This is a genomic window from Carnobacterium mobile DSM 4848 (genome assembly GCF_000744825.1).
GTDB classification, from domain to species: domain Bacteria; phylum Bacillota; class Bacilli; order Lactobacillales; family Carnobacteriaceae; genus Carnobacterium_A; species Carnobacterium_A mobile.
Window position 1 is genome coordinate 1 of the sequence record NZ_JQMR01000002.1, and the last position, 21,161, is coordinate 21,161.

At 31.5% G+C, this 21,161-nt stretch carries 30 protein-coding genes and 2 pseudogenes; 30 read left to right on the plus strand and 2 right to left on the minus strand.

Annotated elements, in window-relative coordinates; translation table 11 throughout:
* Positions 1 to 219, minus strand: a 219-nt coding sequence (locus tag BR87_RS12010) for an integrase (protein ID WP_035033416.1), incomplete at its 3' end; no start/stop codon positions are given.
* Positions 220 to 417: 198 nt separating this feature from the next.
* Between BR87_RS12010 and BR87_RS12015 the strand changes: the two genes are divergently transcribed.
* From BR87_RS12015 to BR87_RS12075, 19 genes and pseudogenes are all read left to right on the plus strand, one after another.
* The gene (locus tag BR87_RS12015; protein ID WP_035033419.1) at positions 418 to 633 is read left to right on the plus strand and encodes a hypothetical protein; all 216 of its coding nucleotides are present in this window, start codon (positions 418 to 420) and stop codon (positions 631 to 633) included.
* Positions 634 to 640: 7 nt separating this feature from the next.
* On the plus strand, positions 641 to 955 hold the full coding sequence (locus tag BR87_RS12020; RefSeq protein WP_035033422.1) for a hypothetical protein: 315 nt from the start codon (positions 641 to 643) through the stop codon (positions 953 to 955).
* Between the two features lie 68 nt (positions 956 to 1,023).
* The gene (locus tag BR87_RS13100; RefSeq protein ID WP_156959145.1) at positions 1,024 to 1,188 is read left to right on the plus strand and encodes a hypothetical protein; all 165 of its coding nucleotides are present in this window, start codon (positions 1,024 to 1,026) and stop codon (positions 1,186 to 1,188) included.
* A 289-nt stretch (positions 1,189 to 1,477) separates the two neighbouring features.
* Positions 1,478 to 1,684: a DNA adenine methylase gene (locus BR87_RS13555; protein ID WP_280512245.1), complete on the plus strand. Its 207-nt coding sequence runs from the start codon at positions 1,478 to 1,480 to the stop codon at positions 1,682 to 1,684.
* A gap of 128 nt (positions 1,685 to 1,812) precedes the next feature.
* A complete protein-coding gene (locus BR87_RS13560; protein ID WP_280512246.1) occupies positions 1,813 to 3,336 on the plus strand; it encodes a DNA adenine methylase in 1,524 nt (507 codons plus the stop codon).
* A 64-nt stretch (positions 3,337 to 3,400) separates the two neighbouring features.
* On the plus strand, positions 3,401 to 3,970 hold the full coding sequence (locus BR87_RS12030) for a hypothetical protein (protein ID WP_035033425.1): 570 nt from the start codon (positions 3,401 to 3,403) through the stop codon (positions 3,968 to 3,970).
* A 492-nt stretch (positions 3,971 to 4,462) separates the two neighbouring features.
* A complete protein-coding gene (locus tag BR87_RS12725) occupies positions 4,463 to 5,230 on the plus strand; it encodes an AAA family ATPase (RefSeq protein ID WP_280512259.1) in 768 nt (255 codons plus the stop codon).
* A 924-nt stretch (positions 5,231 to 6,154) separates the two neighbouring features.
* On the plus strand, positions 6,155 to 6,538 hold the full coding sequence (locus BR87_RS12045; RefSeq protein ID WP_035033432.1) for a hypothetical protein: 384 nt from the start codon (positions 6,155 to 6,157) through the stop codon (positions 6,536 to 6,538).
* A 541-nt stretch (positions 6,539 to 7,079) separates the two neighbouring features.
* Positions 7,080 to 7,451 (plus strand): MobC family plasmid mobilization relaxosome protein, encoded by a 372-nt coding sequence (locus tag BR87_RS12050; RefSeq protein ID WP_035033434.1) that lies wholly within the window; start codon positions 7,080 to 7,082, stop codon positions 7,449 to 7,451.
* Positions 7,433 to 7,660: a hypothetical protein gene (locus BR87_RS12055; RefSeq protein ID WP_035033437.1), complete on the plus strand. Its 228-nt coding sequence runs from the start codon at positions 7,433 to 7,435 to the stop codon at positions 7,658 to 7,660. The genes BR87_RS12050 and BR87_RS12055 overlap by 19 nt, the downstream gene beginning before the upstream one ends.
* Positions 7,614 to 7,868: a relaxase/mobilization nuclease domain-containing protein gene (locus BR87_RS13565; protein ID WP_280512249.1), complete on the plus strand. Its 255-nt coding sequence runs from the start codon at positions 7,614 to 7,616 to the stop codon at positions 7,866 to 7,868. The genes BR87_RS12055 and BR87_RS13565 overlap by 47 nt, the downstream gene beginning before the upstream one ends.
* A gap of 43 nt (positions 7,869 to 7,911) precedes the next feature.
* The gene (locus BR87_RS13610) at positions 7,912 to 8,127 is read left to right on the plus strand and encodes a relaxase/mobilization nuclease domain-containing protein (RefSeq protein WP_342341582.1); all 216 of its coding nucleotides are present in this window, start codon (positions 7,912 to 7,914) and stop codon (positions 8,125 to 8,127) included.
* Positions 8,052 to 8,789 (plus strand): relaxase family protein, encoded by a 738-nt coding sequence (locus tag BR87_RS12060; protein WP_342341583.1) that lies wholly within the window; start codon positions 8,052 to 8,054, stop codon positions 8,787 to 8,789. Before BR87_RS13610 ends, BR87_RS12060 begins: the two co-directional genes overlap by 76 nt.
* Positions 8,773 to 8,928 (plus strand): hypothetical protein, encoded by a 156-nt coding sequence (locus tag BR87_RS13105; RefSeq protein WP_169741149.1) that lies wholly within the window; start codon positions 8,773 to 8,775, stop codon positions 8,926 to 8,928. Before BR87_RS12060 ends, BR87_RS13105 begins: the two co-directional genes overlap by 17 nt.
* 542 nt (positions 8,929 to 9,470) lie before the next feature.
* Entirely contained in the window at positions 9,471 to 10,157 is a 687-nt protein-coding gene (locus BR87_RS13615) for a replication initiation protein (RefSeq protein ID WP_342341584.1), read from the plus strand.
* A 37-nt stretch (positions 10,158 to 10,194) separates the two neighbouring features.
* Positions 10,195 to 10,305, plus strand: a pseudogene (locus BR87_RS13620) (hypothetical protein); the annotation flags it as partial.
* A gap of 43 nt (positions 10,306 to 10,348) precedes the next feature.
* Entirely contained in the window at positions 10,349 to 10,624 is a 276-nt protein-coding gene (locus BR87_RS13625; protein ID WP_342341585.1) for a hypothetical protein, read from the plus strand.
* A 130-nt stretch (positions 10,625 to 10,754) separates the two neighbouring features.
* Positions 10,755 to 11,180, plus strand: coding sequence for a DUF536 domain-containing protein (locus BR87_RS12070; RefSeq protein WP_035033439.1), 426 nt, complete (start codon positions 10,755 to 10,757; stop codon positions 11,178 to 11,180).
* Between the two features lie 51 nt (positions 11,181 to 11,231).
* On the plus strand, positions 11,232 to 11,537 hold the full coding sequence (locus tag BR87_RS12075; RefSeq protein WP_035033442.1) for an HU family DNA-binding protein: 306 nt from the start codon (positions 11,232 to 11,234) through the stop codon (positions 11,535 to 11,537).
* A 23-nt stretch (positions 11,538 to 11,560) separates the two neighbouring features.
* On the opposite strand, the pseudogene BR87_RS12080 reads toward BR87_RS12075, so the two are convergent.
* A pseudogene (locus BR87_RS12080) lies at positions 11,561 to 12,111 on the minus strand (tyrosine-type recombinase/integrase).
* 198 nt (positions 12,112 to 12,309) lie between these two features.
* Here BR87_RS12080 and BR87_RS12085 point away from each other — a divergent pair.
* The 11 genes from BR87_RS12085 to BR87_RS13110 all read left to right on the plus strand — a co-directional run bounded on the left by BR87_RS12085 (position 12,310) and on the right by BR87_RS13110 (position 20,834).
* A complete protein-coding gene (locus BR87_RS12085) occupies positions 12,310 to 12,525 on the plus strand; it encodes a hypothetical protein (protein WP_035033445.1) in 216 nt (71 codons plus the stop codon).
* Between the two features lie 8 nt (positions 12,526 to 12,533).
* The gene (locus tag BR87_RS12090; protein ID WP_035033448.1) at positions 12,534 to 12,851 is read left to right on the plus strand and encodes a hypothetical protein; all 318 of its coding nucleotides are present in this window, start codon (positions 12,534 to 12,536) and stop codon (positions 12,849 to 12,851) included.
* Positions 12,852 to 12,920: 69 nt separating this feature from the next.
* A complete protein-coding gene (locus BR87_RS12095) occupies positions 12,921 to 13,241 on the plus strand; it encodes a hypothetical protein (RefSeq protein ID WP_035033451.1) in 321 nt (106 codons plus the stop codon).
* 138 nt (positions 13,242 to 13,379) lie between these two features.
* On the plus strand, positions 13,380 to 15,236 hold the full coding sequence (locus tag BR87_RS12100; protein WP_035033454.1) for a DNA adenine methylase: 1,857 nt from the start codon (positions 13,380 to 13,382) through the stop codon (positions 15,234 to 15,236).
* Positions 15,237 to 15,300: 64 nt separating this feature from the next.
* Positions 15,301 to 16,263 carry a hypothetical protein gene (locus BR87_RS12105; protein WP_035033457.1) on the plus strand — a complete coding sequence of 321 codons (963 nt, stop codon included), beginning with the start codon at positions 15,301 to 15,303 and terminating at the stop codon, positions 16,261 to 16,263.
* Entirely contained in the window at positions 16,260 to 17,273 is a 1,014-nt protein-coding gene (locus BR87_RS12110) for an AAA family ATPase (RefSeq protein WP_051929929.1), read from the plus strand. Before BR87_RS12105 ends, BR87_RS12110 begins: the two co-directional genes overlap by 4 nt.
* A 12-nt stretch (positions 17,274 to 17,285) precedes the next feature.
* On the plus strand, positions 17,286 to 18,524 hold the full coding sequence (locus tag BR87_RS12115) for an LlaJI family restriction endonuclease (RefSeq protein ID WP_035033459.1): 1,239 nt from the start codon (positions 17,286 to 17,288) through the stop codon (positions 18,522 to 18,524).
* Between the two features lie 459 nt (positions 18,525 to 18,983).
* Entirely contained in the window at positions 18,984 to 19,355 is a 372-nt protein-coding gene (locus BR87_RS12125) for a MobC family plasmid mobilization relaxosome protein (RefSeq protein ID WP_035033434.1), read from the plus strand.
* Between the two features lie 69 nt (positions 19,356 to 19,424).
* Positions 19,425 to 19,550, plus strand: coding sequence for a hypothetical protein (locus tag BR87_RS13570; RefSeq protein ID WP_280512256.1), 126 nt, complete (start codon positions 19,425 to 19,427; stop codon positions 19,548 to 19,550).
* 2 nt (positions 19,551 to 19,552) lie between these two features.
* Complete coding sequence (locus BR87_RS12130; RefSeq protein WP_035033466.1) at positions 19,553 to 20,695, plus strand: relaxase/mobilization nuclease domain-containing protein; 1,143 nt, start codon at positions 19,553 to 19,555, stop codon at positions 20,693 to 20,695.
* On the plus strand, positions 20,679 to 20,834 hold the full coding sequence (locus BR87_RS13110) for a hypothetical protein (protein WP_169741149.1): 156 nt from the start codon (positions 20,679 to 20,681) through the stop codon (positions 20,832 to 20,834). The genes BR87_RS12130 and BR87_RS13110 overlap by 17 nt, the downstream gene beginning before the upstream one ends.
* Positions 20,835 to 21,161: the final 327 nt, after the last annotated feature.

Genomic DNA, 21,161 nt, shown 5'->3' on the forward strand with positions numbered 1-21,161 from the left:
AATACGGGTTTTCCCAGTTTTTTGTTCTACGATTCGGGGGTTTTTAGACGAAAGAATGTCTTTTTTCTTCAATTTGACAATATCGGACATGCGCAAACCGCTGTTAATCCCGATCAAAAATAAAAAAACGTCGCGTTCGGCGTTTATATTGCGCCTCAAACAGAATAAAAAGTCGTTGATTTCTTGCTGGGTTCTTAAGGGTTGGACGTTATAACTCATTGAAATGATCTCTCCTCTCACAAAACAGATACCTGATTACAGTTAGTATACCACGAAATCATGTATTGAGGGGCGATATAAAAAAAGAACCCTATGGGGATAGGATTCTGGATACACGATTTTACGCAATTTCATGTATTAATTGATATATATATATTTATATTGCTCATTATTAAATATAAAAAAGGAGGCTTTTTTTTGAAAAATTGGGATTATGCTGAATTAAGCAAAGATGCTAGCAATCATGGCGGTCCAGAAAAATATGTAAATTACTTGATGAATATCTCTGAAAAAAAAGGCTTAGAAAAGGGGATTGCAGCTGGTGTAGCTATAACAACTTTAACGGGAATTGGAATTATTTATGGTAGTGCTAAATTAAAGAGTTACATGAAAAATAGAAAAACGAAAAAATAAATCATCAGTGATTAAAGATAAGTTGATTGAAGAGTTGCAAATTGACACTGAAGAAAATGAGTTTAAGTTGATGAAAAAATATGGTATAGAAATTTATAGAAAAGATAATACTATTGCCGGAAACAGTCGATCTAATTGGGCAGAATGGTTTAACAGTGAAGAAGAAAGAAATAAAAAATATCAATTTTACACAACAAAAAGAACCATTAGTCCTAACGATATGCTAATTGAAATGGAAATTGCTTCATCACCCTATATTGGTGGCGATGAAAAATTAACAGAATATATACAAAATCGAGAAAGATATTCAATTTTTATTTAGTTGACAAAACGCCTATATTATTTATAGTGTTATTATAGTACGTTATAATATTAGGAGCGTGTTAAAAGATGAGTAGAAACCGAGTGTTTGTCCCAGTTATTACAACATTAATGTCAGCAGACCCTTTTATTCATGGAGACGATAATAACATCCAGTATAAAATATCTTATGGTCATGAACTTGAAATCAGAACCTTGTTTTTAAAATTCAAATGGTCGGTAATGGCTACATAAAAGGTAGACAAGCTCCTTCATATTCCGATAAGATTTTGACCAAATAGTAAAAATTAAAGAGATTTTAAGAATTGAATATAAGAAATGGATCATCGTTTAAGAGATATTGAATTAAGTGAAGAAGAAGTAAAGCAACGTATAGAGAATTTGTAAAGCAAAAGCTAAGGTAATTACCCTAGCTTTTGCTTTCTTGTATCCCATATTTCAGGTGTTGATTCACTAAAAATAATGATAATAAAAGAGTATTTTTTAATGGAAATTTGATTAATAAAGTAAAGGTGGTTAATTTGTGAGATTTTTAGGTAATAAGCAACAGTTGTTGCCGTTTATTGAAGAAGTTATAAATAAGTACAATATAGAAGGTGAAACTTTTGCTGATTTATTTGCAGGAGCAGGTTCAGTAGGAGACTATTTTAAGGGAAATTATACTATTTTATCAAATGATTATTTATACTTTTCTAAAGTAGTAAACGATGCAAAATTGTTAAACCAATGAAATTCCAAAATTTGATAGATTCAAAACCAAATTTCAATGTTCACCTTTTGAATGGTTTAATAATAAAGAATACAAATCCAAGGTTGCATTTTTTTGTATATAACAATTATTCTCCCGTAGGAGAAAGAATGTATTTTACTGAAGAGAACGCGATAAAGATTGATGGAATAAGAATTGATATGGAAGAGCTCTATAAAGATAATATTTTAGAGTATAATGAATATTCATTTTTACTAGCTTCACTTTTAGAATCGGTCACAAAAGTTTCAAACACTTCTGGAACTTATCAAGCGTACTTTAAATTTTGGGAATCTCGTTCTAGTAAACTATTAGTTCTTAGACCACTAGAAATGACAGAAACATTGTCAGTTAATAAAAATAATATAGTCTACAATAAGAATACGAATCAATTAGTGAGAGAAATTTCAGGAGATATTGCCTATATCGATCCACCCTATACAACAACTCAATATGTTAATTCATATCATGTTCTAGAAACAATAGCTAAGTATGACTATCCAGAAGTATTTGGCATAACTGGTAGAAGGAAGAAAAGAGAATTTTCAGGATATTCTAATAATAAATTAGCTCTATATGAGTTTGAAGATCTATTTCGACAAATTGATTTTGAGCATATATTAGTTAGTTATAGTAATCAATCAATTGTTCCAATTGAAGAAATAATTGAATTAGCAAGAAAATTTGCTGTTGATAATATAGTTCATGTAGAAAGTAATGAGTATCGTGAATATTCAACTAATAATTTAAGTTATAAAAGAAAAGGAAATAAATTGAAAGAGTACATTATTTATTTCAGAAAAAACAGAGGTAATATTAAATCACCTCTAAATTATTCAGGGAGTAAAGATGTTTTATTACCTTCTATTTTTAAAGAACTGCCTAAACATGTAGGAACATTTGTAGACATGATGGGTGGCGCTTTCAATGTGGGGGCTAATGTTTTCGCTATTGATAAAGTAATTTATAATGAATTCAATCCTTTCATCTTTGATATTATAGATATGCTTTTATCTAATGATAAAGTGTCTTTAGTAAAAGAGATACAAGAGACCGTTAATCAATATAGTTTAGAAAAAAAGAATAAAGAGAATTATATTAATTTTCGAAATATTTATAATAACTTAAAAAAAACTCCATTAAACTTATTTATTCTTCAAATGTATTCTTTTCAAAATATAATTAGATTTAATAGTAAACACCAAATGAATACACCTACAGGAAATAATGAATTCAATGAAGGCTCAATTCAAAGAATCAAAAATTTTAATGTTAAATCCACTTCTTTTGAATTAATTAATGGTAATTACTTAGACTTAGATCCAACTATGTATCCAAAAGATACTATTTTTTATTTTGACCCTCCTTACTTTATAACAAATTCTGAATATATAGATGGAAAAAGAGGAATGAACGGCTGGGATTCAAATCAAGAAACTGAATTATTACAATATATCTCAAAATTAAATGATTTAGGATATAAATTCATGCTCTCTAATGTATTAGAACATCGCGGTAAGATGAATAATATTTTAATAGAATGGATCGATACCCATGATTTTGAAGTAGTTGATATTGGTCGTACAGGAATCAAATTTCCTAGATATGAAGTCTTGATTAAAAATTTTGACTAAAGATGACTAAAAAAAAGCAACAACCACTATTTATTTTAATGCTTGTATATGAGGAGGAAAAATATTGCGGATACTCAATTTAAATAACTCTTTGCAAAATGGAAGTAGGCTACCTGAGAAATTTTTAAATATTAATGATTCAACTTTATTAGGTAGTACACCAGATGAAATCATATCTGCTGTGGAAGCAAAAATAATGAAAAAAATAAATTCATTTAATAACAAGTTGAATATTTCAAAAATAGAATACGGTAATCAAACAATTATTCCAGGTGTACAAAGGACCCTCTATTCATCTTATATCTTTGATAGAATAAAAATTTCTGAAGATGAAAGAGATTACTATTTGCAGAGAAGTTATATTGTAAATGTTATTCATGATCAATTATATGCTGAAAAAATGATTGCTTACGTTCTTTTATCAAACTCTATACAAGAAGGACGTAATACAACAACTACTCAGCAAATTTTCCCTACTCTAGCTGACTATATATCTCATTTTTTATCCTCTCCATCTTTTGGCTATGCTAATCTCCCTATATATTATTTAAATATTATTAATGAAACAATTACGTCTAAAGTAATGCAAAGACGATTGATAGAGGTTGAGCAGCTTGGCATATATTACCATTGATGTTTTTGATAAAAATCATGAATTATATAGCAACGATTATACTAATTTTCTTGGTTACGAACTAATTTTTTAACTCCTGATTCCGGTAAATTTGTAGGTGAGCATTTTGAGATTGATGTTAATACTAGATATATAAAGTTACTTGACAATAAACTAAGCGGAACAATAGTTTCAAATAATGGTCATTACTCTTTCAAGGGCAGTCAGGAAAAGCCACTTATGTTAAATATATTATCTATTTTTATAGTAGGTTTAAAAAAAAGGCTATACTGTAGATATCCATGAAGTTGTAAATTTTTTCGATAATCATCCTATAGAAGGAAAAAAAGGAATTAGGATAATGGATTTATTATCTTTTTATGGAAAAACATGATAGAGGTGTAGATAACTTATGAGTAACTATGAACAAATAATATATTTTGGAGCTCCTGGGACTGGAAAAGTCACCATGTAGAAAATAATTTAATTAACCAAGGAATTAGTGAGCACAAAATATTTAGAACAACTATACATCCTGAGTATTCTTACTCGGATTTTATTGGTCAGCTCCTTCCTTATACAGATCCAAGCGATTCTAGTAAAGTAAGATATACTTTTAAAAAAGGAGTATTTACTGAGGCTATGGTTGAAGCATATAGTGATAGCACTAAAAGAGTTTATCTTATCTTAGAAGAGTTATCTAGAGGAAATGTATCTGCAATTTTTGGGGATATTTTTCAGCTACTAGATAGAAATATCCACTTTGAGAGTAAGTATTCAATTGTAAATAAAGATATTGCAAACGAAATTATTGCTTTTCCAGGAGACCGAATAAAAATACCTTCCAATCTTAATATTATTGGGACAGTTAATACTAATGACCAAAGTGTTTTCCCTATGGATACTGCCTTTAAAAGAAGGTTTGATTGGAGATATATCTCTTCAGATCCAGCAAAAGATGAACATGGTTCTAGAATTAAAAAGCTTAATAATCCTAAATTGTTTATTCCAATTGATGCTAACAGAAGCAATGATATAGAAACCAATTGGCAATCATTTTATATGGTTCTGAATGATTACATTACTGACAAACAATTAGGGCTAGGAAAAAATGAAGATAAACAAGTAGGTCAATTTTTCATACAATTTAGCAGTGAATTAATTGATAAATCTTACTCTTCTAGTTCAGTAGAAGAACAAGAAGCTAGAGAAATTATCAAAATAATAAAATTCGAAGTAAATTACTTCTTTATCTATGGCAAGATGTGGAATCAAACATAGGTTTTACTTCCAATAAAAAGTTGTTTTCAACTGAAACAACTAGTTTTGATACATTATATTCTACTTATAAAATCATAGAGTCTATAGTCAAAATTTTATCGAATTTTCACTATAAAAGGGTATAATAATTACCCTGAAATTTAAGGAGATAAAGACGTGAGACATTTTTTCCATGATGGAGATACAGTAACATTATCGGACGATTATTTGTTTAGTCAGGAAGATTGGATAATTGACTATGATAGAAATGAGAACAATGAGATTTTAAATTCTTCTGGATCTAAAGTTTAAAATTTGTAGGTATTATAATGTAATCAAGACAACCAAGACGTCGTTATATCGTTCCCTAAAAAGTACAGAGTCACCGATATTGAAAAAGATACTGAATTAATTTACAAGTTTTGATTAAAGACTACTCGGAAAATATTGGTGAAAAACAAGTCGAATCAAACTACCCTTTTGCTTCTTTCTTTTACGTGTATGATTTTTTTAAAGATTACGGATTAATCTATACGAATAAGTATTTAATAAAGCTAATGTAGGTGGAAAGATAAATTGGGATTATACTATTAAAAATTCTATGAAATTTATATCTAATGGTAGCCTTATACATATCCCACTTTATTTCAAAAAAAAGCATCCTTTTTCAGATTTTCTAACGGAATGCATAATCTATTGTATCGATTATACATTAGACAAATTCCAAATGATTATAAAATTAGAAAAAACAGGTCATAAATTTCCTGAATATAATTTTTTCAAGACAAAAAATATGTATTAGACCGTTTATATAGCATAAGAAATAATACATTTAGTGATTTAATGCTAAACTTAATTGATGAATTGATTAAGTTTTTAGTACATTTGACGCTCAAGGAAATATATATATAAAGAATCACTACTTTAGTTCTGTTTGGGAAAAAAATGGTCGAAAAATATCTTACAGTAAATTTCGAATCTTACAATGTTGCAAGCAATAGTTTAGAATTTAAGAAAAATATTCATAAAGTAGAGTTTAAAAAAGAAGTTTTTCGTCCTAATGAAAGGAATGAAAATAATTCTTTTTCTCCAGATCATTACTATTTTAGCAATAATAAACAATATATTTTTGATGCAAAATATTATAATAATTTTAAAGGAATTGACTATAAACAGATATCTTACTTAGCATTTCTATATAATTATAGGCATCATGAAGGACAAATATCTCCAAGTTTTGAAAAAACTTATTCCGCCCTAATCTTACCTGGTGAAAAAAGAAATCATAAAGTACATTTTAAAATGAACCGAAGTATAATAAAGAGATGAAAAATATAATTATAGTAGAAGAATATTTAGATATTAAAGAAGTAATAAAATGCTACTTAAATAAAGATTTTAGTATCCAATAGAGGATAATACTTTATATTTTAATTTCTATAGTTTTATTTATTATTGTTAGTTTAATATTTCTGACGCAATAAAAAGAGAAACAGCCGCTAAAAGTAAGCGGCTGTTTCTTTGGATATGCTCCTCTTTTTTCGGTTGTTGGTCCGAAAAAAGAGGAGCATAAAGAGCAAAATTTCGACAGCAACGACGAAAAAAAACGGCTTGATCTTGCCAAAAAAAAAGACCAAAATGGACACATTTCAGGTCTCTTTTTTGGCTCAAAACGGCCACGTTTTGACCGGGTTTTCCAGGGGGATTGGGGGAGCAGCGCGTCCCCCAACAAGGTCGTTTGCGCCACGAAGTGGCTAGCAAACATAGAGCTTGCCAAACCCCTTAAACCAATCGTAACACTGGAAACCGCAAGTGTTTTAGTGGTACGATTGGTTCTGAACACACGTGAAGAAAAACAGGGGGTGGGACGATGAGCGATCGAGAGATTTTTGAGGAGAATTTTGCTGAGAGGAAACCGAAGCGAAAAGATCCGAAACAAATCAGCTTTCGAGTGAGCGAAACCGAATTTGAAAAGTTGCAGCGCTCCGCTGAAAGTTTGCAAATGAGTGTGCCGGCTTTTGTTAAAAGCAAGGCACAAGGGGCTAAGCTCGTAACGCCGAAAGTTGATCGGCCAGGTGCGATTGAAATCGCCAAGCAATTACGAGCAATCGGCAACAATGTAAACCAGATGGCACGCGTGACGAATGCCACAGAATTGGATCCGGCAGCAGCGGCCAACCTAACGGCTGAACTACAAAAGGTACGAAAGGAATTAAATCAGATATGGGAAAAGTTAACGTAAACAACAAATTGCCATGGCTCAAACTGTTCTTATTATTTTTTATAATTATTTTTATTGGACGAATCATGATGGATTATGTTTATGGCGATCCAATTGATTTAGGCAAACGATTTCTCGATGCGCTCTTTACTACAGCAACATTTACATTTTTGAATGCTCTATTTGGTCAAACAGAAAAAAGAAAGGAAAATAGCTATGGCTACTATTAAATTAGCGCGCAGCACCAGCTGTTCACGCTGCATTAATTACGCTGAACCGCGCGCAACCGTAAAAAGCGGCTTAAATTGTGACGTCGATTACGCCAAGACTCAAATGAAAGCCACACGTATGATCTACGGAAAAGACGACAAGGTCCAAGCACATACCCTTATTCAATCATTTAAGCCGGGTGAGGTCACGCCTGAGCAAGCAAAATGAACTTGGGTACGAATTAGCCCGAAAAATCGCTGGCGGTCACCAAGTGGCGATTTACACCCATACCGATAAAGACCACGTGCACAATCATATCGTAATCAATAGCGTCAATATGGATACCGGCTTGAAATTTCAAGCCCATGGAGTAGCAGCGATTGAAGAAGTGAAACAATTGAATGACGCCATTTGTTTGAATCACGGCTTAACCGTTCCAGAAGAAAAGCCAACATTCGCTACACTGCCGCAGAAAAAGGTATTTTAGAACGCCCTGGCCAAACCAGTTGGAAAGATGAAATCAGAGAAAAAATCGACCAAACCAAACAAACCGCCAGCACTTTTGACGAATTTAAAGAACAACTAGAAAAAAGTGGTGTACAGGTGATTGAACGAGGAAAAACCGTTACGTATCAGCATATCAATGAAAATAAAAAAGTCCGCGCCAAAAAATTAGGCGAAGACTACGAAAAGGAGACCCTTATCCATGGCTTTGAAAGACACCTTGAACCAACAGAAAACAGAAATGAACCTTCAACCACCGAATCAAGAGCAGTTGACGCAGGATATCCAGCACTTGATCCAAGTATTGACCGAGATCCGGAACTACAGCGGAGCGACGCTGCAACAGAAAAGCTTGGAAAAAGCCAATCTGGAGAACAATTTACAGGAGATTCAAGACGTGACCCATTCAGTCCTGAACAGCTTCAACAGCACCTTGAAAAACTTAGAAACCACACAGACCAACTTCAACGAGACAGCTCAAAAGCAGTCCGAAGAGTCCTTGACCCAATTGAAAAAGATCTTAAGCAACCTCTTAACGAAAAACAAAACCGAGATCGAGAAGATCCAGCACGAAATGAACCAGAACAACCAACAATTAAGCGAGATCAACCAAACCATAACCGAGACCATGGACCAAGTCTTTAAACAGTTGAACGCTGAAATCAAGCGAACAAACCAAAAATTAACCGCTAGAACGGTGTTAACCAATTTATATGCCAGTGTTCCAACAGGAATTGTAGTGGTCGCTTTAATGTGGTTACTGAATCATTTTAATTTTTGGTGATTTTTAGAGAATTGCTTTAAATACCTTCTATAAGCGAAGTAAAGCTCCGTTTAAGACATTTAATTATTCTTTCTTTGTATTTATACGTTTTTGAACAGAATGGTAATAAAGGCTGTTTTTTGAGCTTTAAGATACACAATGGTTCTATCCGTCGAGCGATAGTCGAGATACAAATCCTTGCAGACGGGGTTGATCTTTTTAAATTATCTTCATCTTGCATAGCAAGATTTCATTTATGTTATTTTAATCTGTACAGTACTATTCTTTGTTAGGTTAATTATAACGAACTTATTATATTTATCTTTAATACTTTGTCTTTGAACCTTTTGGGATTAAAAAAAGCTTTGATAGCAGTGCTTACAGCGATTAAACAACGAGGGAAAACTGTGCATTAAACGAGGAAAACTGTGCATTAAACGAGGAAAAACTGTGCATTAAACGAAAAAGTTTTATTTTATTCGTCTTTAGTGTATTATAAAAAATATATATAATTTTACTATTTAAATTAAGTTTTTCTCTTAAAAAGCCAGGAGGATTGTTTTATGCAAAATTCGAATCATGATATGTCTCATAGAGTGATACATATGGAAGATTTATATCGTCAAAAAACAGTAGAACATAATGACTTAGTGACTAGTGTAGCTAAAATGGATAAAGTTCCTTTAAAGTTTTTTGAGTTAGCAGTATCTTGCTTGGATACTGAGAATACTCCTAAAAATAATACAGTTTTTTTATCGAAAAAAACTCTCTTTTCTTTTTTTAAAGCAGAAGATAACGATAAACATGCTCGGTTCAAAAAGGCTTTAACTACATTACATAGACAGTCTATTTTTGAGGTTCGAGAAGTAAATGCAAAAGGTAAATTAAACTTTAAAATTATATCTCCTATATCCAGTAGCGAATGGAACGATTATGATGATATTGTAGCAATTAAATTTACAGAAGATATTATGCCCTATTTGATTGATTTAAAACGCAATTTCACCCAATATTTGATTACTGATCTTATGGAGTTAAATAGCAAATATAGTATCATTCTATATAAATGGTTTTCTATGAATTACAATCAATATGAAACTTATAAAGACACAATGAAACGTACTAAAAATCAGATTATTCAAATGAAAAATCCTTACATTGAAATTCAAGAATTACGTCGAATGACAAATACAGTGAGTGAATATGAAAGGATATTTGATTTTGAAAAAAATATATTGAAATTAGCTTAGGGAAGTAAATAAATACACACATTTTACTGTCACTTATGAAAAAGTGAAAAAAGGACGTTCCATTGCTGGTATTCAGTTTTATATTGATAAAAAAACCGTAAAAATTCTCTGCCCTACAAAGAGAATGATCTGGATATATAAAAGATAAAGCACAACAGGAACAAGAACAGCAAGATCTTTTTAATAAGGCTATACAGAATAAATATACGACGTTATTAGGAGAAAACTTGTTGATAGGATTTCGAGATATGCAGGATATTCCCAAAATGGCTAATCTACAAAAACAAGTTTATCCTCTTTATGACGATTTAAAAAAATTAAGAGGGGTGAATGGTGTTAAAGATCACATTAATTATGTAGCTACCCATAAAGATGGAGCAGAACCTCAAATGCAAAATATAGTTAAATATCTTAAACGCTCAATCGAGCAATATCTGAAAATAGTAAAAATTCAAAATATAGACTAAAAATAAAAAAAGTTGAAATTATTAACAAATAATTTCAACTTTTTTTATGCTATCATGTAAGATAGCATATAGATAGCGTGCAAGATAGCATAAATTTTATTAGAAAGATATCAGAAAGCGGTGAATATTTTTGTCTAATAATCGTGTACAAATAATTGTAAGAACTACAACAGAAGAGAAGGAAAAGATAAAAGAAATAGCGAAATTAAAAAATAAGTCTATGAACCAATTAATTATAGATAGCGTAATTGATAGCGCTAATGATAGCGCTAAAGATAGCGAGAATGATACTGTTGAAGATCGCTCTGTTATTGCGATTTTCAACAGTCAATTAGAAAATAAGGACAAGCAAATTGATAAACTACAAAATCTACTTGATCAGCAGCAACAATTATCGCTTCAATCAAATAAACAAATGGAACAATTGCAGCTGCAATTATCTAATGAAACCGCAGAAGATTTAACTCGCTCAGTTAGTAATCAATTAGTTAATGATGAAGACGTTCGTGAAACAACTGAAAAGAAGGGTTTTTTTAGTAAGATTTTCAAAAAGTAAATCTATTAGTTAGAGAGACTGTATAAACAATAGAAAAGGAGATAGATTAAAATGAACAGGCATGATTTTGTTCGGTTGATTGCTGCAAACGAGGATGTAACCATTGATGACGCAACGGAAATGGTTAATAGTGTCTTAAAGGGAATAGAAGACGCTTTAAAGAAAGAACAATCTCTTAGGTTTATCGGTTTTGGTAAGTTTGATATTGTTCAGCGCTCTGCCAGAAAAGGAAGAAACCCAAAAACTGGAGAGGAAATACTTATTCCTGCCAAACGAAGAATAATTTTTAAACCTGGAAAACAGTTGGAAGAAAATGTGTTAGGCTATTCTAAACCAAATAAAAAATCAAAGAAATAAGCCTTTCAATATTTTGATTTAAGCTAGAATCCTAATCTAAAGTTCAACAAAGTCTCGCTAATTTCATCTTCATTGATTCCAATATAACGCTTTGTAATTTTTTCGCTGCTGTGACCGAAGATTTCCATGAGTGTGGCCACGTCTTTTGTTTTCTTGTAGTAATGATACCCAAACGTCTTCCGCAGCGTGTGCGTGCCGATATCGTCTCTTCCCAAGAGCTTAGCCACCTTCTGAAACATCTGGTAGACTGTGTTGACTTCTAAATGGCCGCCTTTGGTGCTCGGAAACAATCATCCTCCGGATCCAAATCGTTTGTATACTCTTGGATCAAATCTTGCAGACTGCTTAAATACAAAATACGGGTTTTCCCAGTTTTTTGTTCTACGATTCGGGGGTTTTTAGACGAAAGAATGTCTTTTTTCTTCAATTTGACAATATCGGACATGCGCAAACCGCTGTTAATCCCGATCAAAAATAAAAAAACGTCGCGTTCGGCGTTTATATTGCGCCTCAAACAGAATAAAAAGTCGTTGATTTCTTGCTGGGTTCTTAAGGGTTGGACGTTATAACTCATTGAAATGATCTCTCCTCTCACAAAACAGATACCTGATTACAGTTAGTATACCACGAAATCATGTATTGAGGGGCGATATAAAAAAAGAACCCTATGGGGATAGGATTCTGGATACACGATTTTACGCAATTTCATGTATTAATTGATATATATATATTTTATATTGCTCATTATAAATATAAAAAAGGAGGCTTTTTTTTGAAAAATTGGGATTATGCTGAATTAAGCAAAGATGCTAGCAATCATGGCGGTCCAGAAAAATATGTAAATTACTTGATGAATATCTCTGAAAAAAAAGGCTTAGAAAAGGGGATTGCAGCTGGTGTAGCTATAACAACTTTAACGGGAATTGGAATTATTTATGGTAGTGCTAAATTAAAGAGTTACATGAAAAATAGAAAAACGGAAAAATAAAATCATCAGTGATTAAAGATAAGTTGATTGAAGAGTTGCAAATTGACACTGAAGAAAATGAGTTTAAGTTGATGAAAAAATATGGTATAGAAATTTATGGAAAAGATAATACTATTGCCGGAAACAGTCGATCTAATTGGGCAGAATGGTTTAACAGTGAAGAAGAAAGAAATAAAAAATATCAATTTTACACAACAAAAAGAACCATTAGTCCTAACGATATGCTAATTGAAATGGAAATTGCTTCATCACCCTATATTGGTGGCGATGAAAAATTAACACGAATATATACAAAAATCGAGAAAGATATTCAAATTTTTATTTAGTGACAAAAACGCCTATATTATTTATAGTGTACTTATAGGACGTTATAAATATTAGGAGCGTGTTAAAAGATGAGTAGAAACCGAGTGTTTGTCCCAGTTATTACAACATTAATGTCAGCAGACCCTTTTATTCATGGAGACGATAATAACATCCAGTATAAAATATCTTATGGTCATGAACTTGAAAATCAGAACCTTGTTTTTAAAATTCAAATGGTCGGTAATGGCTACATAAAAGGTAGACAAGCTCCTTCATATTCCGATAAAGATTTTGACCAAATAGTAAAAATTAAAGAGATTTTAAGAATTGAATATAAGAAAATGGATCATCGTTTAAGAGATATTGAATTAAGTGAAGAAGAAGTAAAGCAACGTATAGAGAATTTGTAAAGCAAAAGCTAAGGTAATTACCCTAGCTTTTGCTTTCTTGTATCCCATATTTCAGGTGTTGATTCAACTAAAAATAATGATAATAAAAGAGTATTTTTTAATGGAAATTTGATTAATAAAGTAAAAGGTGGTTAATTTGTGAGATTTTTAGGTAATAAGCAACAGTTGTTGCCGTTTATTGAAGAAGTTATAAATAAGTACAATATAGAAGGTGAAACTTTTGCTGATTTATTTGCAGGAGCAGGTTCAGTAGGAGACTATTTTAAGGGAAATTATACTATTTTATCAAATGATTATTTATACTTTTCTAAAGTAGTAAACGATGCAAAATTGTTAAACAATGAAATTCCAAAATTTGATAGATTCAAAACCAAATTTCAATGTTCACCTTTTGAATGGTTTAATAATAAAGAATACAAATCCAAGGTGCATTTTTTTGTATATAACAATTATTCTCCCGTAGGAGAAAGAATGTATTTTACTGAAGAGAACGCGATAAAGATTGATGGAATAAGAATTGATATGGAAGAGCTCTATAAAGATAATATTTTAGAGTATAATGAATATTCATTTTTACTAGCTTCACTTTTAGAATCGGTCACAAAAGTTTCAAACACTTCTGGAACTTATCAAGCGTACTTTAAATTTTGGGAATCTCGTTCTAGTAAACTATTAGTTCTTAGACCACTAGAAATGACAGAAACATTGTCAGTTAATAAAAATAATATAGTCTACAATAAGAATACGAATCAATTAGTGAGAGAAATTTCAGGAGATATTGCCTATATCGATCCACCCTATACAACAACTCAATATGTTAATTCATATCATGTTCTAGAAACAATAGCTAAGTATGACTATCCAGAAGTATTTGGCATAACTGGTAGAAGGAAGAAAAGAGAATTTTCAGGATATTCTAATAATAAATTAGCTCTATATGAGTTTGAAGATCTATTTCGACAAATTGATTTTGAGCATATATTAGTTAGTTATAGTAATCAATCAATTGTTCCAATTGAAGAAATAATTGAATTAGCAAGAAAATTTGCTGTTGATAATATAGTTCATGTAGAAAGTAATGAGTATCGTGAATATTCAACTAATAATTTAAGTTATAAAAGAAAAGGAAATAAATTGAAAGAGTACATTATTTATTTCAGAAAAAACAGAGGTAATATTAAATCACCTCTAAATTATTCAGGGAGTAAAGATGTTTTATTACCTTCTATTTTTAAAGAACTGCCTAAACATGTAGGAACATTTGTAGACATGATGGGTGGCGCTTTCAATGTGGGGGCTAATGTTTTCGCTATTGATAAAGTAATTTATAATGAATTCAATCCTTTCATCTTTGATATTATAGATATGCTTTTATCTAATGATAAAGTGTCTTTAGTAAAAGAGATACAAGAGACCGTTAATCAATATAGTTTAGAAAAAAAGAATAAAGAGAATTATATTAATTTTCGAAATATTTATAATAACTTAAAAAAAACTCCATTAAACTTATTTATTCTTCAAATGTATTCTTTTCAAAATATAATTAGATTTAATAGTAAACACCAAATGAATACACCTACAGGAAATAATGAATTCAATGAAGGCTCAATTCAAAGAATCAAAAATTTTAATGTTAAATCCACTTCTTTTGAATTAATTAATGGTAATTACTTAGACTTAGATCCAACTATGTATCCAAAAGATACTATTTTTTATTTTGACCCTCCTTACTTTATAACAAATTCTGAATATATAGATGGAAAAAGAGGAATGAACGGCTGGGATTCAAATCAAGAAACTGAATTATTACAATATATCTCAAAATTAAATGATTTAGGATATAAATTCATGCTCTCTAATGTATTAGAACATCGCGGTAAGATGAATAATATTTTAATAGAATGGATCGATACCCATGATTTTGAAGTAGTTGATATTGGTCGTACAGGAATCAAATTTCCTAGATATGAAGTCTTGATTAAAAATTTTGACTAAAGATGACTAAAAAAAAGCAACAACCACTATTTATTTTAATGCTTGTATATGAGGAGGAAAAATATTGCGGATACTCAATTTAAATAACTCTTTGCAAAATGGAAGTAGGCTACCTGAGAAATTTTTAAATATTAATGATTCAACTTTATTAGGTAGTACACCAGATGAAATCATATCTGCTGTGGAAGCAAAAATAATGAAAAAAATAAATTCATTTAATAACAAGTTGAATATTTCAAAAATAGAATACGGTAATCAAACAATTATTCCAGGTGTACAAAGGACCCTCTATTCATCTTATATCTTTGATAGAATAAAAATTTCTGAAGATGAAAGAGATTACTATTTGCAGAGAAGTTATATTGTAAATGTTATTCATGATCAATTATATGCTGAAAAAATGATTGCTTACGTTCTTTTATCAAACTCTATACAAGAAGGACGTAATACAACAACTACTCAGCAAATTTTCCCTACTCTAGCTGACTATATATCTCATTTTTTATCCTCTCCATCTTTTGGCTATGCTAATCTCCCTATATATTATTTAAATATTATTAATGAAACAATTACGTCTAAAGTAATGCAAAGACGATTGATAGAGGTTGAGCAGCTTGGCATATATACCATTGATGTTTTTGATAAAAATCATGAATTATATAGCAACGATTATACTAATTTTTCTTGGTTTACGAACTATTTTTTAACTCCTGATTCCGGTAAATTTGTAGGTGAGCATTTTGAGATTGATGTTAATACTAGATATATAAAGTTACTTGACAATAAACTAAGCGGAACAATAGTTTCAAATAATGGTCATTACTCTTTCAAGGGCAGTCAGGAAAAGCCACTTATGTTAAATATATTATCTATTTTTATAGTAGGTTTAAAAAAAGGCTATACTGTAGATATCCATGAAGTTGTAAATTTTTTCGATAATCATCCTATAGAAGGAAAAAAAGGAATTAGGATAATGGATTTATTATCTTTTATGGAAAAACATGATAGAGGTGTAGATAACTTATGAGTAACTATGAACAAATAATATATTTTGGAGCTCCTGGGACTGGAAAAAGTCACCATGTAGAAAATAATTTAATTAACCAAGGAATTAGTGAGCACAAAATATTTAGAACAACTATACATCCTGAGTATTCTTACTCGGATTTTATTGGTCAGCTCCTTCCTTATACAGATCCAAGCGATTCTAGTAAAGTAAGATATACTTTTAAAAAAGGAGTATTTACTGAGGCTATGGTTGAAGCATATAGTGATAGCACTAAAAGAGTTTATCTTATCTTAGAAGAGTTATCTAGAGGAAATGTATCTGCAATTTTTGGGGATATTTTTCAGCTACTAGATAGAAATATCCACTTTGAGAGTAAGTATTCAATTGTAAATAAAGATATTGCAAACGAAATTATTGCTTTTCCAGGAGACCGAATAAAAATACCTTCCAATCTTAATATTATTGGGACAGTTAATACTAATGACCAAAGTGTTTTCCCTATGGATACTGCCTTTAAAAGAAGGTTTGATTGGAGATATATCTCTTCAGATCCAGCAAAAGATGAACATGGTTCTAGAATTAAAAAGCTTAATAATCCTAAATTGTTTATTCCAATTGATGCTAACAGAAGCAATGATATAGAAACCAATTGGCAATCATTTTATATGGTTCTGAATGATTACATTACTGACAAACAATTAGGGCTAGGAAAAAATGAAGATAAACAAGTAGGTCAATTTTTCATACAATTTAGCAGTGAATTAATTGATAAATCTTACTCTTCTAGTTCAGTAGAAGAACAAGAAGCTAGAGAAATTATCAATAATAAAATTCGAAGTAAATTACTTCTTTATCTATGGCAAGATGTGGAATCAAACATAGGTTTTACTTCCAATAAAAAGTTGTTTTCAACTGAAACAACTAGTTTTGATACATTATATTCTACTTATAAAAATCATAGAGTCTATAGTCAAAATTTTATCGAATTTTTCACTATAAAAGGGTATAATAATTACCCTGAAATTTAAGGAGATAAAGACGTGAGACATTTTTTCCATGATGGAGATACAGTAACATTATCGGACGATTATTTGTTTAGTCAGGAAGATTGGATAATTGACTATGATAGAAATGAGAACAATGAGATTTTAAATTCTTCTGGATCTAAAGTTTTAAAATTTGTAGGTATTATAATTAATCAAGACAACCAAGACGTCGTTATATCGTTCCCTAAAAAGTACAGAGTCACCGATATTGAAAAAGATACTGAATTAATTTTACAAGTTTTGATTAAAGACTACTCGGAAAATATTGGTGAAAAACAAGTCGAATCAAACTACCCTTTTGCTTCTTTCTTTTACGTGTATGATTTTTTTAAAGATTACGGATTAATCTATACGAATAAAGTATTTAATAAAGCTAATGTAGGTGGAAAGATAAATTGGGATTATACTATTAAAAATTCTATGAAATTTATATCTAATGGTAGCCTTATACATATCCCACTTTATTTCAAAAAAAAGCATCCTTTTTCAGATTTTCTAACGGAATGCATAATCTATTGTATCGATTATACATTAGACAAATTCCAAATGATTATAAAATTAGAAAAAACAGGTCATAAATTTCCTGAATATAATTTTTTTCAAGACAAAAAATATGTATTAGACCGTTTATATAGCATAAGAAATAATACATTTAGTGATTTAATGCTAAACTTAATTGATGAATTGATTAAGTTTTTTAGTACATTTGACGCTCAAGGAAATATATATATAAAGAATCACTACTTTAGTTCTGTTTGGGAAAAAATGGTCGAAAAATATCTTACAGTAAATTTCGAATCTTACAATGTTGCAAGCAATAGTTTAGAATTTAAGAAAAATATTCATAAAGTAGAGTTTAAAAAAGAAGTTTTTCGTCCTAATGAAAGGAATGAAAATAATTCTTTTTCTCCAGATCATTACTATTTTAGCAATAATAAACAATATATTTTTGATGCAAAATATTATAATAATTTTAAAGGAATTGACTATAAACAGATATCTTACTTAGCATTTCTATATAATTATAGGCATCATGAAGGACAAATATCTCCAAGTTTTGAAAAAACTTATTCCGCCCTAATCTTACCTGGTGAAAAAAGAAATCATAAAGTACATTTTAAAATGAAACCGAAGTATAATAAAGAGATGAAAAATATAATTATAGTAGAAGAATATTTAGATATTAAAGAAGTAATAAAATGCTACTTAAATAAAGATTTTAGTATCCAATAGAGGATAATACTTTATATTTTAATTTCTATAGTTTTATTTATTATTGTTAGTTTAATATTTCTGACGCAATAAAAAGAGAAACAGCCGCTAAAAGTAAGCGGCTGTTTCTTTGGATATGCTCCTCTTTTTTCGGTTGTTGGTCCGAAAAAAGAGGAGCATAAAGAGCAAAATTTTCGACAGCAACGACGAAAAAAAACGGCTTGATCTTGCCAAAAAAAAAGACCAAAATGGACACATTTCAGGTCTCTTTTTTGGCTCAAAACGGCCACGTTTTGACCGGGTTTTCCAGGGGGATTGGGGGAGCAGCGCGTCCCCCAACAAGGTCGTTTGCGCCACGAAGTGGCTAGCAAACATAGAGCTTGCCAAACCCCTTAAACCAATCGTAACACTGGAAACCGCAAGTGTTTTAGTGGTACGATTGGTTCTGAACACACGTGAAGAAAAACAGGGGGTGGGACGATGAGCGATCGAGAGATTTTTGAGGAGAATTTTGCTGAGAGGAAACCGAAGCGAAAAGATCCGAAACAAATCAGCTTTCGAGTGAGCGAAACCGAATTTGAAAAGTTGCAGCGCTCCGCTGAAAGTTTGCAAATGAGTGTGCCGGCTTTTGTTAAAAGCAAGGCACAAGGGGCTAAGCTCGTAACGCCGAAAGTTGATCGGCCAGGTGCGATTGAAATCGCCAAGCAATTACGAGCAATCGGCAACAATGTAAACCAGATGGCACGCGTGACGAATGCCACAGAATTGGATCCGGCAGCAGCGGCCAACCTAACGGCTGAACTACAAAAGGTACGAAAGGAATTAAATCAGATATGGGAAAAGTTAACGTAAACAACAAATTGCCATGGCTCAAACTGTTCTTATTATTTTTTATAATTATTTTTTATTGGACGAATCATGATGGATTATGTTTATGGCGATCCAATTGATTTAGGCAAACGATTTCTCGATGCGCTCTTTACTACAGCAACATTTACATTTTTGAATGCTCTATTTGGTCAAACAGAAAAAAAGAAAGGAAAATAGCTATGGCTACTATTAAATTAGCGCGCAGCACCAGCTGTTCACGCTGCATTAATTACGCTGAACCGCGCGCAACCGTAAAAAGCGGCTTAAATTGTGACGTCGATTACGCCAAGACTCAAATGAAAGCCACACGTATGATCTACGGAAAAGACGACAAGGTCCAAGCACATACCCTTATTCAATCATTTAAGCCGGGTGAGGTCACGCCTGAGCAAGCAAATGAACTTGGGTACGAATTAGCCCGAAAAATCGCTGGCGGTCACCAAGTGGCGATTTACACCCATACCGATAAAGACCACGTGCACAATCATATCGTAATCAATAGCGTCAATATGGATACCGGCTTGAAATTTCAAGCCCATGGAGTAGCAGCGATTGAAGAAGTGAAACAATTGAATGACGCCATTTGTTTGAATCACGGCTTAACCGTTCCAGAAGAAAAAGCCAACATTCGCTACACTGCCGCAGAAAAAGGTATTTTAGAACGCCCTGGCCAAACCAGTTGGAAAGATGAAATCAGAGAAAAAATCGACCAAACCAAACAAACCGCCAGCACTTTTGACGAATTTAAAGAACAACTAGAAAAAAGTGGTGTACAGGTGATTGAACGAGGAAAAACCGTTACGTATCAGCATATCAATGAAAATAAAAAAGTCCGCGCCAAAAAATTAGGCGAAGACTACGAAAAGGAGACCCTTATCCATGGCTTTGAAAGACACCTTGAACCAACAGAAAACAGAAATGAACCTTCAACCACCGAATCAAGAGCAGTTGACGCAGGATATCCAGCACTTGATCCAAGTATTGACCGAGATCCGGAACTACAGCGGAGCGACGCTGCAACAGAAAAGCTTGGAAAAAGCCAATCTGGAGAACAATTTACAGGAGATTCAAGACGTGACCCATTCAGTCCTGAACAGCTTCAACAGCACCTTGAAAAACTTAGAAACCACACAGACCAACTTCAACGAGACAGCTCAAAAGCAGTCCGAAGAGTCCTTGACCCAATTGAAAAAGATCTTAAGCAACCTCTTAACGAAAAACAAAACCGAGATCGAGAAGATCCAGCACGAAATGAACCAGAACAACCAACAATTAAGCGAGATCAACCAAACCATAACCGAGACCATGGACCAAGTCTTTAAACAGTTGAACGCTGAAATCAAGCGAACAAACCAAAAATTAACCGCTAGAACGGTGTTAACCAATTTATATGCCAGTGTTCCAACAGGAATTGTAGTGGTCGCTTTAATGTGGTTACTGAATCATTTTAATTTTTGGTGATTTTTTAGAGAATTGCTTTAAATACCTTCTATAAGCGAAGTAAAGCTCCGTTTAAGACATTTAATTATTCTTTCTTTGTATTTATACGTTTTTTGAACAGAATGGTAATAAAGGCTGTTTTTTTGAGCTTTAAGATACACAATGGTTCTATCCGTCGAGCGATAGTCGAGATACAAATCCTTGCAGACGGGGTTGATCTTTTTAAATTATCTTCATCTTGCATAGCAAGATTTCATTTATGTTATTTTAATCTGTACAGTACTATTCTTTGTTAGGTTAATTATAACGAACTTATTATATTTATCTTTAATACTTTGTCTTTTGAAC

Bases quoted from the DNA above. Each gene is read 5' to 3' on its own strand.
- BR87_RS13100 (WP_156959145.1), top strand. From the start codon at position 1,024: ATGAGTAGAAACCGAGTGTTTGTCCCAGTTATTACAACATTAATGTCA.
- BR87_RS13560 (WP_280512246.1), top strand. From the start codon at position 1,813: ATGTATTTTACTGAAGAGAACGCGATAAAGATTGATGGAATAAGAATT.
- BR87_RS12045 (WP_035033432.1), top strand. From the start codon at position 6,155: ATGGTCGAAAAATATCTTACAGTAAATTTCGAATCTTACAATGTTGCA.
- BR87_RS12050 (WP_035033434.1), top strand. From the start codon at position 7,080: ATGAGCGATCGAGAGATTTTTGAGGAGAATTTTGCTGAGAGGAAACCG.
- BR87_RS12055 (WP_035033437.1), top strand. From the start codon at position 7,433: ATGGGAAAAGTTAACGTAAACAACAAATTGCCATGGCTCAAACTGTTC.
- BR87_RS13105 (WP_169741149.1), top strand. From the start codon at position 8,773: ATGGACCAAGTCTTTAAACAGTTGAACGCTGAAATCAAGCGAACAAAC.
- BR87_RS13615 (WP_342341584.1), top strand. From the start codon at position 9,471: ATGCAAAATTCGAATCATGATATGTCTCATAGAGTGATACATATGGAA.
- BR87_RS12075 (WP_035033442.1), top strand. From the start codon at position 11,232: ATGAACAGGCATGATTTTGTTCGGTTGATTGCTGCAAACGAGGATGTA.
- BR87_RS12095 (WP_035033451.1), top strand. From the start codon at position 12,921: ATGAGTAGAAACCGAGTGTTTGTCCCAGTTATTACAACATTAATGTCA.
- BR87_RS12110 (WP_051929929.1), top strand. From the start codon at position 16,260: ATGAGTAACTATGAACAAATAATATATTTTGGAGCTCCTGGGACTGGA.
- BR87_RS12125 (WP_035033434.1), top strand. From the start codon at position 18,984: ATGAGCGATCGAGAGATTTTTGAGGAGAATTTTGCTGAGAGGAAACCG.
- BR87_RS13570 (WP_280512256.1), top strand. From the start codon at position 19,425: ATGGATTATGTTTATGGCGATCCAATTGATTTAGGCAAACGATTTCTC.
- BR87_RS12130 (WP_035033466.1), top strand. From the start codon at position 19,553: ATGGCTACTATTAAATTAGCGCGCAGCACCAGCTGTTCACGCTGCATT.
- BR87_RS13110 (WP_169741149.1), top strand. From the start codon at position 20,679: ATGGACCAAGTCTTTAAACAGTTGAACGCTGAAATCAAGCGAACAAAC.